This window comes from Candidatus Poriferisodalis sp. (assembly GCF_965221945.1).
Taxonomy (GTDB): domain Bacteria; phylum Actinomycetota; class Acidimicrobiia; order Acidimicrobiales; family Poriferisodalaceae; genus Poriferisodalis.
Window position 1 is genome coordinate 2,787,901 of record NZ_OZ244925.1, and the last position, 15,141, is coordinate 2,803,041.

Sequence of the window (15,141 nt, forward strand, 5' to 3'; positions counted from 1 at the left end):
CGAGCCTGGCTTCAGGCGTACCATACAAAATTACCAGCCCAAACCATGCAATTTGCCTTGTTGCCGCCATACGAAATGGCCTCTGCGCAAGATGCAAGATGTCCGGTTCAGAGGGCGCTCCGGCTATCGGTCAGAGGATCCTTTCCGCGGACTCACACACCCAAACCCGCCGCACTCATGAAGAATCCGGGCTAGTAGTCGGCGTACCATTCGATGGTGCCCGAGAGCCCGAACTCGTCCCACCGCATACGTAGGTCGGCGGACCTATCTCTGGGGTATCCCGTGTACTCGGTTGCGTCCAACAGGAGACGTTCCGCGCCATCTTCGGAGGTGTCGGTCGCGACGATGAGCCCCGTGCCACCCGTGAAGACCACATTTCCGATCTGAGATCCCTCTGGCGAGAACCCGAAGGGTCGGTACGCGCCTTGGGGAAGGGAATCGTTGACCAATACCGAGACATGGCTCGTCGGATCCAACAAGTACAGGCCGCTGGCGTCTTGGGTGTCATTTCCGTGGAATCGCAATGCAAGCGTGCTCCCGATCGGCGACCAACCTACGTAGCGAAAGCGGCTTCCGGGGTCGGTGTCTTGTCCCGTCAAGTCAGTCAGACCCCGCGAGCCGATGTCGTACATGGCGATTCGTGACTCAGTCTCACCATCAACTGAAACGATCCTGGAGAAGGCAAGCCGAGTGCCATCTGTTGACCAGCCTCCGTCGGGTGACCACCAGAACAAACCGCCATCTGAGATTCCTTCGACAGCGACCGCATACGGCAACTGAATCTTCGGCGCGACGAATACTCTCGGCGTGCCGGTGCCCCAGAGGTGGTTGTCGTCGATGTCGGCCTCAGTCAGTTCAAACGCAAAATAGCCACCGTCGGGCGACCAGCTCGCACTCAGCAACGCCCGACCATCGAGGCGCAGTTGAGTGCTCGTGCCCTCGAAGACGTCCGCGAGAAAGGCGTTCTCGCGCAATGTATGAATCCCGAGCGGGGTGCCGAACTGATCGTGGCGCAAGTAGAGGACATGTCGGCTGTCGGGCGTCCACTTGAGAAAATGGTCTTGGAGATCCGTCACGCTGACCTCCTCGAGCTGGCCGCTGGCAACGTCGACGACATACAAGTCAGCGCCCGGTTCCCTATGTGATTCGCCGCCGACATATGCGGAGAGCGCTATGCGAGTTCCGTCGGGCGACCAACCCGGTGAAGCCCAGGTCGAGAACGCAAAGTGCTCGTCCGGCGGTGTGAGCCGCCGGGTGGTTCCGGCGTCAGGTTCGAGCAGGAACAGGCCGGCTGTCTCGTCTTGTGTCGCTGCGAAGGCGAGCCGCGGTGCGTTCGGTGACCAGGCGAGCCAGTTGATCCCTCTGAAACCCTCGTCCTGCAGGTAGAGCGTTACCTGTCGCTGTTCGTCGATGACGGCCATCGTGTTGTGTGCACCCGCCAGCGTCGGGTCGGTGACAGGAAACGCGAGTCGAATCGGCGGAAGCGTGATGTCGACGGTGCTGTCGGGGATGCGCTCAGTGTCAGCGAAGACGTGTACTTGCACGCCGCCGGGACGGTGCCGTGCGAGATAGATGTCGTTGCGGGTCTGCGGAGACAGCGAACCGGCATCCGCGAACAGCAGCGGCGTGCACGCCTGTGCGAGCAGAGGCACCGCAGCGAGCGACATCAGGGGGTCATCGGCTCGGGCGAAAGCGAATTGTTTCGGACCTGCGATACACCGGGAATCCTGTGCGTGAGCCTCCTCGAAATAGCCGGCGGCGGCGCGTGCGAGGTCTTGCGGCGTCTCGCCAACGACTCGGACAACATCGGCTCCCGCAGCCTCGATCGCCAATGCGACCTCGGGCGAGAAACCCGTCGCCGATCCAACCAGCAGGACCCGGCTGATCTCGTTGTCGGCAATGAACCCGGCTGTGCTGGGATGCAGTTCCCCGGCCGGGGTGATGAGCAACGGGAGCGAACCGAATGCCGCGAGCGGCGCCGCGGCGATTGCGGTGGCCGGCTCTGCATCGCTCACCACGACGACGGCGTCTCCGGATCGTGCAGAGCCTGCGTCAACTCGGACATGATCAGCCACCGCCGCTGCTGTTGCAGAGGCATCGGGCCCCGTCTGGTGCTCGACGGCGATGCCGAATTCAGCCAGCGTCGCGAGCAGGTGCTCGTTCACCTCTTCGAAGTTGCCGACGAGCAGCGCCTTCCGTACGTCGGCGGATTGCAGCAGAAAGATCGCCTCGTCGCGCAAGCCCTCGGGCGGCACGAGCACCAGCGGCGCCCCCAACCGGCCAGCCGCCGCCGCGCCGATGACCGCCTCCTGCCAGCGCTCGCCCGGTGCGAGCACGACCTGAGGCGAGTGCCCGCCAGCCAGGCCCACGGCATAGGAAGCGATACCCGTCGATGTCGCATACAGGTCCGAACCCGCATGCCGGACCACCTCAAGCTCGCCAGTGTCGCCCAACGCCTCGAGCACCGATTCAGAGGGCTTTGGAATCTCCATGTCGAACCATCGCTGGCGAACCAATTCCTCTGCGGTCGGGGGCGGCACTTCCGCTTCCGCCTCAGGCTCGCCCGCGTCGAGATCTGTTCCCGAAGTGTCCGCCGGATCCGACTGCGGCACCTCCGATTCCGGCGCGGTGCCTTCCGCAGAATCGTCGCCAGTGACGCTCTTGGGGGGGTCGGCCATGGCTGCTGCAGTCGTGATGGTCGGAACCGCCGTATCGATAGAAGCTTCAGGCAGAGTTTCCCTTGGAATAGCTTGGTCTTCGCTGTCGAATTGGGCGCCTGTGGGCGTCGAAGGCTCCGTCGCGGCAGTCGCTGCTGGAAGCGAGCCGGGTGGGCGGGACTCCGGATCAGTGGCACAGCTGCCACTGATGATCGCCAGAACACAGAGGACTGCGCCGACGTGCTTCATCGTCGCCGTCACGTTGGTGCCTGAGTGATGCCACGAACGGTTCGGCTCATTAGTGCCCACCACGCGAATCACTCTCGTTCGCATTGAGTGTTCCTTTTCCAGGAGCGAACTCGTCCGCGGGCTCGGGCGCCCTACGGGGTGCCGATGAGTTCGATGTCGGGATCGTAGGCAGCCGCTGCGAACCAGAACGTGTCGACGTGCTCGATGGGTTCGAGCTGGGTTCCCGCCAGCGGGCCGTCGATTGCCCGGCCGAGCACTGTCCACGTCGAGCCGGTCTGATCGTCGGTGAACGCTCCCGGCCCTGCTGAACTCGCAGCGTCGGGCATGCGCACAAACGTCAGGAGCTGCCCTTCCACGGTGGGGTCGAACACCCCGGTTGCACCCACGTCACGGCCAAAAGCCACCTGCTGGTTCTGGATCGGCGTCGCAGTGCCAGGCAAATGGAAGGCAACCACCGGTACGCCTCCCAGATCGACCGGCATCACCCCGCCGACCTGCAGCGTGTCGAGTTCCACCGCTACAGCAGCGCCGCCGTGCCGAATGACCAGCACACGGGTCTGCGGAGGCAGGCGAGGATCGGGAACGTCGCCGAAGAAGGTCGGTCTGCCATCCGGCTCGTCGTAGCCGACATAGGGATTGCTGCCGTACGACCGCCCGAAACCGCCGGGGCGAGTCATCACCAAGCCATTGGGGTGTTCGACCACAAACGTCTCGAAGGCCACGGTGGCGATGGGGATCAGCTCCAACTGGGATCCCGTGAGGGCGCCGGCGATGGCTTGCCCGGTGTAGTGCGCCCACAGGCTCTCGGTCTGGCGGTCGTACATGACCAGCGCTGACTTGTAGAGCCGGCCCGAGGTGCCGAAGTCGAAGATCCGGTCGCCGAGCTGCCGGTAGTACCCGATGGCCGTGTTGCACAGCGGGCAGTAGGTGATGGTGACCGGTTCGCCGCCGACGGTGTCGTTGACGATCTCGTGCCAGATCATCACCTGCACCGGGTAGGCGCGGGCGTCGCCATTGAGCGTGAGCGTGACGACTGCCTCTTGGGATTGCAGGAACTCGACATCAGAGGCTCGCTCGAAGTCCGGAGCGTCGATGGAGGGGATGCCGTCGGGCGGCGGACCGCCGGAAAGAACGTCGATGGGGGACACCAGCGGCTCGGGCAGCAGCGGTGCGGTCATGCCGTCGCGCAACGCTGAGACGGTGGACTCGCGCGGACCGCCGGGGATCTGGGTGACCTTGAGGTCGATGATCGGCGCCGCTGTCGTGGTCGCCGGTGCTGCGGCGACAGCGGTGGTGGCCGGAGCGGAGGTGGCCGTCGGGTCAGGCGCGGATTGGTCGTCGCCGGACGAGGTGTCGGCGCACCCCGATGCGCCGGCCAACAGAGCCGCTGCCAGCACAGTCAGAACCCCACCGGCAGCGAGCCGTCGTGCCGGCGTGGACTTCAGCCGGAACGCATGCCGCTGTCGTGGAGCCATCAGGCGACGCTACTTCGGCACCCTGCTCCGGGGGTTCACACGCCGGTGCACTTGCGTGCTGGCAGGTGCCACAACGCCCACGACGCGGCGGGTTCGTCGATGAGGTGCCGGGCGTTCGTGCACCGCTCGCCCAGGTCATCGTCAGCAATGACCAGCTCCGAGCAGGGCCGGTCGCCAGCGGAAAGGCGTACCCGTTCGTGGGCGATCTCGGGCAGCTCGAGGCGGTAGAGCCACAGTGCGTAGTCCGGTACCGATGTCCGGTCGTGCGCGAGGCAGGCCAAACCGTCGTTGTCGACGGCATCGGCAACCGTGTGCGCTGCGGTGACCTGATCGCGGGCGACGGCGCCGACATCGGCGAGATGGCGGTGGTTCAGCACGGTCGCGGTAGCTCCGAGCGCGAGCGCTGCTGCGACGAGTGCGCCGAGGGCTGCAACTGGACCCGTCGCCATTCGCCCCTGCACCGCCTCGTCGTCCGGCGTCTCGTCGTCGTCCGGCGTCTCGTTGTTGTCCGGCTCCGCGTCGGGCGGCGGGATTGTTGCTTGAGGATCAGTCTCGCTGTGTCGGCGTTGCGCGACCGCCGCGAGCAGCACACCAAGCAGGACTGCGATGAACCCAGCCACGGCGACAGCGGGCAGGCGCCCATCGAGCCAAGTCCATGCCGGGCTGAACGACAAGGTCATGATGCGGCGCGATGGTGCGTCGTAGGCATCGGCTGCCCCGATGACCACAGCGCAGGCAGCCAGCGCCACGGCTGCGCTGATAGCCAGCACATGCGAGTCGCGACGACGCCGTGCACATCGTGTCGCGAGCCAAGCGATGGCAACGGCAGTGAGCGGCACGGCCCACGGATCGACATAGCGGCCATACAGCAATGCGTCGGCACGATCGCTGCCGGTCAGCGTCCAACCGCCGAGCACGACCGCGCCCAAGGCACCCAGCGAGACGAACAGCGCTGACGCGGCCAGCGGACCGATGCCGTTCGGGCTGCCGGTCTTGTTGCCGGGCCACCTTCGAACGAGCCGGACAGCGATGCTCAGACCGGCGATCAGGCCCAGCAGCCCGAGTCCGACGGTGCCACCGCCCAGCGCCAATAGTTGCCCCGACACGGTGACGATCGGTTCCACTCCGCGATCGAGCTGCGCGGCTTCGTTCAGGCGGGCCGTCGGCCAGGTGTGGGTGAGCGTGAGGGCCACCGCAGCCGCAGTTCCGCCGACGAGCAGTCCGCCGACGAGCCCCGACCAGTCTCGGCGGCTGATCCGGCACGCCAGCGCCGTCATGACGACGGCGACAACCAGCACGACCATGCGGGCGTGCAGCGCAACAGCCAAGGTCGCCAGCAGCCCTGCGCGACCCCACCAGCGCCAGCTCGTGGCTGTACCGGCGTGCAGCGCCGCGCCGGCCACCGCGAGCGCCGCGAGAAGCACGGCCAGCCCGAGCAGCGTCTCGGACCACGCGATGCGCGAAGCGCTCGACAACGACGGATGCACGGCTGCGATGAGCCCGGCGGCCCCCGCCACCCACCATCGCTGCGCCCAGACGAACCCCAGCCGGCCCGCAACCACGACGGCGGCGACCGCTGCCAGCGTGTTCACCACCAACCCCAGGAGGTGCACCACCTCGCCCTGGGTGCCGAGAAGCGAAACCTGCGACACCGCTACGAGCGGCGCCACCAGCAGCCCGTACCCGGGTTGGAACGGCACGTCGGTGGGTGCTAGCCCGTCACCACCGACCCATTGGGCGATGCTGAGATACGCCGGAACGTCAGGCACGGCGACTGGCCCGCCCGCGGACATCGCAGTAACGAGATGGCCGGCAAGCACGGCAATCAGGGCCGCCATCGCCACTGTGAACCAGACGAAGACGCGCTGCATGACGCTGGGAAGGCTGTCACACCCCGGCACGCCAGAGGGCGCCTCACGTAATATCGAATGGGCACTGAATCGAATGAAGTCGGGGGACTCATGGCGCAGAGCCAGACGGCAACGGACACGTTCACGCGACCCGCGATCAGCATCGATCCCGAGACCGGCTTGAAGATCTTCAACACACGTGCGGCGAAGGCCTCCGAGAAGATCCAGGGCAAGGGCTACTCGGTCAATGCGGACGAGCACCTGAAGGAACTGCCGCCTCCCCCGCCGGGCGCCGTCTTCAATGCCGAAGAGCAGGCCAAGTACCGGGAGTTCAAGGAAATCCGCCGGGGCGCCGCCGACTACATGGCGATGGAAGGCGAGTTCAAGCGCTACCTCGAAGACGTGTACTCCGAGCCGCCGATCGAGCGCCAGGCGCTCACCGACGAGTGCGAGGTGTTGGTGATCGGGGCCGGGTTTGCCGGGCTGCTGCTGTGGCACAAGCTGCGTGATGCCGGCATCACCGATGTCCGCTTCTGCGAGAAGGGCGGCGACGTCGGGGGCACCTGGTACTGGAACCGGTACCCGGGCATTGCCTGCGATGTCGAGTCGTACAGCTACCTGCCGCTGCTCGAGGAGATGGGGTACATCCCGTCGATGAAGTTCGCTTCTGGCTTCGAGATTCTCGAGTACTGCCAGGCGATGGCCACCAAGTTCGGCTTCTACGACCACTGCCTGTTCCACACCACTGTCGACGCCACCGAGTGGGATGAGGAAACCGGCCGCTGGACGGTGATCACCGACCGCGGCGACGCCATGAAGGCGCGCTACGTGATCTTGGCCAACGGCATCCTGACCAGCCCCAAGCTGGCGCGCATCGACGGCATGGCGACGTACCGAGGCGAGTCGTTCCACACATCTCGCTGGGATTACAACGTCGACCTCGAAGGCAAGCGCGTCGGCATCATCGGCACCGGCGCGACGGCCGTGCAGGTGATCCCCGAGATCGCCAAGGTCGTCGATGAGCTGTACGTGTTCCAGCGGACGCCGTCGTCGATCGACGTGCGCGACCAGCGAACGACCGACCCTGACGAGATCGCCGAGTGGAGCAAGGAGCCGGGGTGGGCGCGGGCCCGCCGCAAGCGATTCGCGCGCATCTCGTCGGGCCGTACCGCCATTAAGGCCAACGACGACTACCTCGCTGGCCGCGTCGCGGACTTCAAGGAACGCAAGCAGCACGCTCGCAAGCTGACGCCCGAAGAACTGGTGCAGAAACAGCTCAACACGAACTTCCGGATCATGGAACAGATCCGAGCCCGGGTGGACGTCATCATCGAAGACTCCAAGACGGCCGAGGCGCTCAAGCCGTATTACCCCTACGGCTGCAAGCGTCCCACCTTCCACGACGAGTACCTGCCCACGTTCAACCTGCCGCACGTGCACTTGGTGGACACCGCTCCCATGGGCGTGCAACAGATCAACGAGCGCGGTGTGGTGCACGACGGCGTTGAGTACCCGCTGGACGTGCTGATCTACGCGACGGGTTTCCAGTGGATGGCAACCGCGACGTTCAACATGATCAGGGGCCGCGAGGGCACCACGCTCAGCGAGAAGTGGCAGACCGAGGGCACCAGGACGTTCCTGGGCCTGCACAGCCACGGGTTCCCGAACCTGTTCATCGTGTCGGGGCCCCAAGGCGGCGGCGGCAGCTTCAACTTCACCGACGCCATCGACCAGCACGGCGACTACATCATCTGGATGCTGACCGAGATGCGCGACAAGGCCCTCAACGTGGTCGACATCACTGCCGACTCAGAAGTGAAGTACGCCGAGCACTGCCGCGTGGCCGACATCACCACCGCCCCGCTACGTGACTGCCTGTCGTATTACAACGGCCACGGCGAAGCGCAGCCGGGCAGCTTGGCGTACTACGGCGGCGGCTACTGGCACAAGTTCCGTATTGCGGCCCAGGAATCGCTCGAGCCCTACCTATTCGAGTTCAAGTCCGATCGGGTAGCCCAGCCCGCCGGCTAGCGCCAGTGATGGATGCTCGGCGACTCTGCTCCGAGATGTCCAGCCAAGTGCGCGAAATCGCCCAGGTCAGAAGTGATGATGCTGTCCTCAAGGTGAATCGCGCAGGCGAGCATGTGAGCATCGACGACATCGGCTGTGCCGGAATGGCGTAGCAGCGTGCCGACCAACGGAACGTGATTCGCGGTGAACGCGAGCACATCAACCGAGGGCAAGAACCGGGTCAGGAGTACCTGCCGGGAACCGTCGCGCCACACCTGGGAGACAACCGGAGCTGTCGTGCGCAGCGGTTCTCTTGTCTGCAGTGCAGCTTCCACGAAGTCTTTGGCGTCGGATTCGTCGCGTTCTATGGCGACGAGCACTCCGGCATCGAGGATCACGAGTCGGCGAAATAGCGTTCGCGCATCGCTGCCACGCCGTCGGGGTCGGGTGGCCCGGAATGTTCCGCCCATTCAGCCATAAAGCTCCGAAGAGCCAGTTGACGACGGCGTTCCTGAGCGAGCAGCCGCAGTCCTTGTTTGATCGCAGTCGATCGTCCGCCGAACTCTGCAGCGAGCTCGTTGAGCAGAGCGAGTTCCGCCGCGTTGAAGCGCACCGTGGCCGTTTCGCTCATGCCACCACTGTACCACTTATGTGTTACATCTTGTGTCTGCGCCATATCCGCATCAGAGCATGTGCGATGAGTGAGCGGCGAGTCGATTTCTGGCTGGTGTTGCGGGTCAGCGGTTGGACCATTTCACCTCGCGGCGATCTCGGCGGCGACGCCTAGGCAGGTGTCACGCCGACGTGCTCACACAGTGGGACCCGTTTAGACAAGAGGCACCTCACCCAGGCCATACACGACACCGCTGCCGTGCGGCACCGAGCAACCCCGCCATCGAATCGACCAAGCTCGGCGGCATCTCGTCAGTCTGAATTTGGCACGGGGGACCACACGGGGTCGCGATCGTCGCGGCTGTAGGTCAGCCATCGAATGCCGTTGCCGGTTGCGTTCATGACGCCGATGCCCGTTTGGACGTAAGCGAGGCGGGTGCCGTCGGGCGACCACATTGGATTCGGGGCTGCAAGGAACATCCCGAGCAGCTGCTGCTGGGTAGTCCGGTCGTCGGTGCCGTCCGCAATCAGGATTCCGGGCCTCTGGAGCCACAGGAGCCTGTTGGTGAACAGGATTCTGGTGCCGTCGGGCGACCAGTCCGGGTCTTCGTCGGGCACATCGTTGACGGTGAGCTGCACCCCTCCGGTGCCGTCGGCTCCGATGACGGAGATCTCGTTGTCGCCGTCGTTGCTGGTGTAGAGGATCTTGGTGCCGTCAGGCGACCATTTCGGCAGCGAATCCCGCGTGCTGTTGTCGGTGAGATGCACCACGTCGGTGCCGTCGGCTGCCATGACCCCGATTTCTTTGTCGCCGTCATCGATCTCGTAGGCGATCTTGGTGCCGTCAGGCGACCATTTCGGCAGCGAATCCCGCGTGCTGTTGTCGGTGAGTTGGACCACGTCGGTGCCGTCGGCTGCCATGACCGCGATCTCTCGGTCGCCGTCGTTGGTGACGTAGGCGATCTTGGTGCCGTCAGGCGAGAAAGCAGGGGCCCAGTCGTCGACGAGTACACGACCGACGCCGATTTCGCGCTCGGCTCGACAGCTTGCAGCAGGACGATCTGAGCAAGGGGGTGACCGATGAAGCAATTGCACTACTGGGCTCACTCTTCGGCACCGCCGACGGCCTCGGCGTTCGCATGGCCGTACGCGCTGTCGGAACGCTCGAAGACCCGGACTTCGTCGCGTCGTCACTTGTAGTTCTCGTCGGCGACTTGCTCCACGAGTTGAAGGCCTGATCGGTTAGGGGGCGTCCAACTAGCGTCCCGTATCCGAACGAGGAGCAAGGTATGGCTCAGTCGCTCAGATTTGGGATCGTGCACGACTTCCGCTGCCCGCCGGGCAGCGACGTGACGATGCCGCAGGTGTACGCCGAGACGTTCGACCAGGTTGTCCATGCAGAGCAGATCGGCATGGAGCTGTGCTGGTTCACCGAGCACCACTTCATGTCCGACGGCTACCTGCCCAACTTCGTGCCGGTGGCAGGTGCGGCGGCGGCGCTGACCACCACCATGCGGTGCTCCACCGACATCTGCCTCATGCCGTTCCGGGATCCCGTGCGGCTGGCCGAGGACCTTGCCGTGCTCGACAACGTTTCCGGCGGCCGCATGGAGCTGGGAATCGGCATGGGCTACGCCGCGCACGAGTTCGCCGGTTTCGGCCTGCCGATCAGCCGGCGAGTGTCGCTGACCGAGGAGGCCATCGAGATCCTGCGCTTGGCGTGGTCGGGCGAGCCGTTCACGTTCGAGGGCAAGCGGTACCGCTACAGCGATCTGCGGGTCACGCCCGACCCGGTGCAAGACGGCGGTCCCCCGCTGTGGGTGGCAGCCACCAGCGAGGCGGGTGCGCTGCGGGCGGCCCGATTCGACACGAACCTGCTGCCGCAAGGACCCAAAGCCAAGGTGCTCGAACCATGGAAGGCAGCGCTGGCAGCCGACGGTCGAGACATCGGGGACAAGCGGGTCGGGATCATCCGTGGCGTCTACGTGACCGACGGATCGGACCCCGCCGACGACCCGACCTGGGAGGCGATTGCAGCGGCCGAGAAGTACCGGCGAGATGTCTATATCGGCATCATCAAGGCCAGCACCGATCACAAGCAGGCCGCCCAAGAGCGGGCTGCCCGGACCGGGCCCCGCGAGCCAGACCCGCTCAATCCGCTGGTGTGGACCGTCGGTGACGCCGACCACTGCGTTGCCGAGCTGACCACGATGATCCGCGACCACGGCGTCACCGACCTCGTCACCTGGGGCGGTCCGCCAGGCCTGCCGCCATCGGTCATGAACGACTCGCTGGAGCGCATGGCCGACGACGTGATCCCCCGCGTCCGCGCCAACCTTTCCTTGCAGTGAAGTCGACGCACTCGCCGTCGGACGACTGTGCTGCGGTGCCCAATCGTCGGCTCGGCGGCGATCGAGCAGCGGCTCGGGGCTCGGCTGAGGTGACCGGTAGTGCCTTAGGGTCCGGCCATGGATATTGCTGACCGTCTCGAATTGCACGAGCTGCCGGGCCGCTACGGCGACATCATCGACGACCGCGATTGGGACCGGCTGGGGACGATCTTCACCGACGATGCGGTGTTCGACCTGACCGATCTGGGTGCACCGCGGCTGGAGGGCTTGGCTGCGATCCGGGATTTCATGGCCGATGAGGCCGAGCATCCCCGCACCCACACGATGACCAACATCTACGTGAACGAGACCGACGAGGGCGTGGAGCTGAAGTTCCGCATCCTGGCGCTGATCGGCGGTGGCAAGGTGGGCACCGCCTCGTATCACGACCTCGTGGTGCGCACGCCGAACGGCTGGCGCGTCCAAGACCGGATGCTGAAGCGCCGCCGCACCCAGGTGTATCCCGACTGAGTTGTCAACTTCGCTGCGATTGCCCGCCGCTGCCTAGTGATGCGCCTCTTGAGGCTGTTCGCCCCCGCGGAGGCGGCGCTCGATTCGCCCGAGAGCGAACGACAGCACCAAGACGAGGCTGACGTATATGAACACCAGCACGACGTAGCTCTCGCGAAAGCGAAAACTCCCGGCTGCGTACTGCCGAGCCCTCAGCGTCACCTCGCCGACTGCCAGCACCGACAGCAGCGACGAGTCCTTCAGAATCGCGATGAAATCATTCCCGAGCGGCGGGATCACGGCCCGCATCGCCTGCGGGAAGATCACCCGGCGCAGGGTCGCCCGACGACTCAGCCCGAGGGAAAGACCGGCTTCGGTCTGCCCACGCGGCACCGACTGCACTCCGCCGCGGAAGACCTCCGCGATGTAGGCGCCATAGATGATGGCCAGCGCGATCACGCCCCGCCATTCGGTGCTGATGCTGCGATTGTCGAAGCCGAGCCAGCCGGCGACGTCGGGAACGACAACCAGCGCCAAGAAGAAGATCAGCGGCAGTATCGGAACGCCCCGGATGAACTCGATGTACGTGCGGGCAACGTTGCGCAATACGACGTTGCGTGAGATCCGGCCCAATGCCAGCAGCAGCCCGAGAGCCAATGAGATCACGAATGCGAGCGCGGTCGTGCGGATCGTGAACCCGATGCCGACGGCGATGCGGTCCCACGCGTCGCGGTAGCGCTCGGTGAACAGCGACAGCCAGCCCAGCCAGCCGACGATGAGGACGAGCAGCACCGCCCAGTAGGGAAATGATTCGGCGCTGAATCTGGCGCGCCCACCCCCGGGTTGGCTTCGCGTGTGCACTCGACGCGTTCGGCGCAGCGATCGCACTGTCAGGTGCACCGCACTGCGCCGAATCGACGCCGTATCCGCAGTGAGTCCACCGGAACCGCTGCAGACCGACGTCGATGGCTCGGGCTATTCCCCGTCGTATTCGGGGAATTCGAGATCGTCGTACGTGATAGTGAATGCCCCACCGAAGTACCGGGAACTGATCTGGGCGAGCGTTCCATCCGCCTTCATGTCGGCGAGTGCCTCGTTGATCGGTTCCACCCACTCGCTGCCCTTGGGGAAGATGAATCCGAGCTGGTCCGATGACAGCGACCCGCCGACCAGCTCGACCTGGGCGGCGTTTTGGCCGATGTATCCCTGACCGGCTGTCTCGTCGATGATGACGGCATCGATGTCGCCGGCAATCAGCGACTGCACCACGAAGCCGAACTCCTCGAAGGGCGCCACCCGGTCTTCGCCGACCAGCTCGACGCCGGTGTCGTAGTTGGTTGTGCCGATCTGAGTTCCCAGCACGAAATTCCCGGCGGCGAAGCTGGCGGCGTCAACAAAGCGATCTTCGCCTTTGCGCACCATCAGCCGCTGGTCCACATTGATATAGCCATCGGAGAAGTCCACGATCTCTGCGCGTGCGGCGGTGATGGTGATCCCGTCGGCCGCCATGTCGAACTGCCCATCGGCAACGGCCTGGATCATCGGCTCCCACGGGAAGTTCTCGAACACCGGCGTGCAGCCGATGCGCTCGCAGATCTCGTCAAGCACCTCGTAATCCCAGCCGGTCGGCTCGCCCGTCTCGGGATCGAGGTAGTTGAACGGCAGGTAGGCATTCTCGACGGCGATGGTCAGCTCGCCGCGGTCTGAGTCGGACCCGCACCCGGCCAAGCCCAATCCAAGCAATATCGCAACCACGAGGCCGAGCGGCCAGCGGCGGAGCCCGATGCTGTCTCGTTTCGGATTTCGGCGGTCGTAGACACGCCCCTCGCCGGTTCGATGCGAGTGAGACGGTTGGTTCATGGTGCACTCTTCCTGCTGCGAGCCGCCCATCGGCCCAGGCCCGCCAAGTCTCACACATTGCGTGTTGCCGGCCGATCAGCTCGTCAGCGACACAGGCAGACGTCCCGGCAGTTGGCTGATGTACAAACCAACACGTTCCTGATGTCTATCTCAACATCGTCGGCATGACGGATTCACCAAACGCTGTTGCGAGTCTTCATTCGCCGCGGGTCCGGTACGCGTCTCGGCGATGAGCGATGCTGACAACCTCGACCCGCCGATTCGATTCATCGATGCGGTAGGTCACGCGGTAGGTCCCCAAGCGGGCGCCCCAAAGCCCGTCGAATTCGTCTCGCAGAGGCACGCCGATACGCCGAGGCGAATCGAGCAACGGCCCCGTGATCAACTCAATGGCAGCGACAGCAACTGCCTCCGGAAGCCGTTCCGCAAGATCTGCAGCTGCTGGCCGCGTGACTACGAGGTCGTATGGCGCCGCATTCACCTTGGCCGAAGCGCCCTGACGGCTTCCACTCCGCGCACGACATCGCCTTCCTCCAAGGCTCGCAGACCTTCTGCGATCTCGGCCATCGCTTCGGGATCGGACAGGATCGCCAGCGTCTCCTCCATCGACTCAAGATCCTCGGGACTCATGAGGACGGCCGCAGGCGTTCCGTTGCGAGTGATGACGATCCGTTCGTGGTGGCTGTGGACTCGCTCGACGAAGTCTGAGAAGCGGTCCCTCACTGTTCTCAGCGATTCAGTGGTCATGGGCACAATTGTGCCACGGATCATTCGGTTGCCGGGGCGCGGTCGGCGAGCCACTGTCGCCAGCGGGGGTCGTCGCGCTCAGCCGCGGCGGCGCCATCGGGTCCGTAGAGGTACAGCCAGGCCGAGACCATCGTGAATCCGCCACCGTCCTCCGATGTAAGGAAGGCCGTGCCGGGTGCTGGTTCGTCGACCAGCAGGGTGATCCGGCGGGCGGCCGTGTCGATCACCGTGCCTGCCAGCTTCGCCACGTCGTCGGCTGCCACTTCGAGACGATCGCCGACTTCGGGCATCTCGTCGATGCCCAACCCGCCCGCGAGGATCGCCCACCCCTCGTCGGGGGTCACCGGCCACATGGCCATCGGCAATGCAGACGTTGCGGTCTGGCCAGCGAAGTGCTCGAGGTGCAGCTGGAGGTTGGCCATGAACAGCTTCCAGCCGTCGATCATGGCTTCGTACTGCGGGTCGTCGTCACTGAAGCCGGCGTTGTGCAGGCTCACGGTGCAGGTGCCGTCGTCGTGGGGGTCGATGGTCCACGCGAATGTCAGCCCGCCGACGCCTTCGCCCCCGTCAAACAGCACCCGGTGAGGCGGCTCCCAGGCCGCGACCCGGCCAGCGATCTGCATCTCGGGCTCTGGCCCGAACGACGCCGTCGCCGCTCCCCCGGTCCGCTCCTCGATGGTGTGCGGCACGTACCACGACGAGATCCCCGGCCCCGTCGCCACTGCCCGCCACACCGCATCCACGTCGCCGATCACCTCGACCGACAGATCAATCACCCGTCCCGTGCTCGCCATCCCCCCAGCCTGCCCGTCTCGTGGCCAACTCCGCAACTGCGTACGCT

At 65.2% G+C, this 15,141-nt stretch carries 15 protein-coding genes; 4 read left to right on the forward strand and 11 right to left on the reverse strand.

Annotated features, from left to right (window positions below):
* Nucleotides 1-191: 191 nt before the first annotated feature.
* The 3 genes from ACOQPH_RS12970 to ACOQPH_RS12980 form a co-directional block, all read right to left on the reverse strand.
* The gene (locus ACOQPH_RS12970) at nucleotides 192-2,678 is read right to left on the reverse strand and encodes a TolB family protein (RefSeq protein WP_420621800.1); all 2,487 of its coding nucleotides are present in this window, start codon (nucleotides 2,676-2,678) and stop codon (nucleotides 192-194) included.
* Nucleotides 2,679-3,037: 359 nt separating this feature from the next.
* The gene (locus ACOQPH_RS12975) at nucleotides 3,038-4,381 is read right to left on the reverse strand and encodes a DUF3179 domain-containing protein (RefSeq protein WP_420621801.1); all 1,344 of its coding nucleotides are present in this window, start codon (nucleotides 4,379-4,381) and stop codon (nucleotides 3,038-3,040) included.
* Between the two features lie 35 nt (nucleotides 4,382-4,416).
* On the reverse strand, nucleotides 4,417-6,252 hold the full coding sequence (locus ACOQPH_RS12980) for a hypothetical protein (RefSeq protein WP_420621802.1): 1,836 nt from the start codon (nucleotides 6,250-6,252) through the stop codon (nucleotides 4,417-4,419).
* A 57-nt stretch (nucleotides 6,253-6,309) separates the two neighbouring features.
* Here ACOQPH_RS12980 and ACOQPH_RS12985 point away from each other — a divergent pair, with 57 nt between their 5' ends.
* Nucleotides 6,310-8,262, forward strand: a complete 1,953-nt coding sequence (locus ACOQPH_RS12985) for a flavin-containing monooxygenase (RefSeq protein WP_420621803.1) — start codon at nucleotides 6,310-6,312, stop codon at nucleotides 8,260-8,262.
* Here ACOQPH_RS12985 and ACOQPH_RS12990 read toward each other — a convergent pair.
* From ACOQPH_RS12990 to ACOQPH_RS13000, 3 genes are all read right to left on the reverse strand, one after another.
* Nucleotides 8,259-8,639 carry a PIN domain-containing protein gene (locus ACOQPH_RS12990; RefSeq protein WP_420621804.1) on the reverse strand — a complete coding sequence of 127 codons (381 nt, stop codon included), beginning with the start codon at nucleotides 8,637-8,639 and terminating at the stop codon, nucleotides 8,259-8,261. The genes ACOQPH_RS12985 and ACOQPH_RS12990 overlap by 4 nt on opposite strands.
* Complete coding sequence (locus tag ACOQPH_RS12995; protein ID WP_420621805.1) at nucleotides 8,636-8,872, reverse strand: hypothetical protein; 237 nt, start codon at nucleotides 8,870-8,872, stop codon at nucleotides 8,636-8,638. The genes ACOQPH_RS12990 and ACOQPH_RS12995 overlap by 4 nt, the downstream gene beginning before the upstream one ends.
* Before the next feature lie 293 nt (nucleotides 8,873-9,165).
* Nucleotides 9,166-9,948, reverse strand: coding sequence for a TolB family protein (locus ACOQPH_RS13000; protein ID WP_420621806.1), 783 nt, complete (start codon nucleotides 9,946-9,948; stop codon nucleotides 9,166-9,168).
* Here ACOQPH_RS13000 and ACOQPH_RS13005 point away from each other — a divergent pair.
* The 3 genes from ACOQPH_RS13005 (at nucleotide 9,927) to ACOQPH_RS13015 (ending at nucleotide 11,714) form a co-directional block, all read left to right on the forward strand.
* Nucleotides 9,927-10,091, forward strand: a complete 165-nt coding sequence (locus ACOQPH_RS13005; RefSeq protein WP_419554483.1) for a hypothetical protein — start codon at nucleotides 9,927-9,929, stop codon at nucleotides 10,089-10,091. The genes ACOQPH_RS13000 and ACOQPH_RS13005 overlap by 22 nt on opposite strands.
* Nucleotides 10,092-10,142: 51 nt before the next feature.
* Nucleotides 10,143-11,204, forward strand: coding sequence for an LLM class flavin-dependent oxidoreductase (locus ACOQPH_RS13010; RefSeq protein ID WP_420621807.1), 1,062 nt, complete (start codon nucleotides 10,143-10,145; stop codon nucleotides 11,202-11,204).
* A 117-nt stretch (nucleotides 11,205-11,321) separates the two neighbouring features.
* Nucleotides 11,322-11,714: a nuclear transport factor 2 family protein gene (locus ACOQPH_RS13015; protein ID WP_420621808.1), complete on the forward strand. Its 393-nt coding sequence runs from the start codon at nucleotides 11,322-11,324 to the stop codon at nucleotides 11,712-11,714.
* 33 nt (nucleotides 11,715-11,747) lie between these two features.
* Here ACOQPH_RS13015 and ACOQPH_RS13020 read toward each other — a convergent pair whose 3' ends face one another.
* The 5 genes from ACOQPH_RS13020 to ACOQPH_RS13040 form a co-directional block, all read right to left on the reverse strand.
* Nucleotides 11,748-12,485 (reverse strand): amino acid ABC transporter permease, encoded by a 738-nt coding sequence (locus tag ACOQPH_RS13020; RefSeq protein WP_420621809.1) that lies wholly within the window; start codon nucleotides 12,483-12,485, stop codon nucleotides 11,748-11,750.
* Between the two features lie 183 nt (nucleotides 12,486-12,668).
* Nucleotides 12,669-13,553 carry a substrate-binding periplasmic protein gene (locus ACOQPH_RS13025; RefSeq protein ID WP_420621810.1) on the reverse strand — a complete coding sequence of 295 codons (885 nt, stop codon included), beginning with the start codon at nucleotides 13,551-13,553 and terminating at the stop codon, nucleotides 12,669-12,671.
* A gap of 196 nt (nucleotides 13,554-13,749) precedes the next feature.
* Entirely contained in the window at nucleotides 13,750-14,034 is a 285-nt protein-coding gene (locus ACOQPH_RS13030) for a type II toxin-antitoxin system RelE family toxin (RefSeq protein ID WP_420621811.1), read from the reverse strand.
* The gene (locus ACOQPH_RS13035; RefSeq protein WP_420621812.1) at nucleotides 14,031-14,300 is read right to left on the reverse strand and encodes a type II toxin-antitoxin system Phd/YefM family antitoxin; all 270 of its coding nucleotides are present in this window, start codon (nucleotides 14,298-14,300) and stop codon (nucleotides 14,031-14,033) included. Before ACOQPH_RS13035 ends, ACOQPH_RS13030 begins: the two co-directional genes overlap by 4 nt.
* Nucleotides 14,301-14,320: 20 nt before the next feature.
* Complete coding sequence (locus tag ACOQPH_RS13040; protein WP_420621813.1) at nucleotides 14,321-15,094, reverse strand: SRPBCC family protein; 774 nt, start codon at nucleotides 15,092-15,094, stop codon at nucleotides 14,321-14,323.
* Nucleotides 15,095-15,141 lie beyond the last annotated feature (47 nt).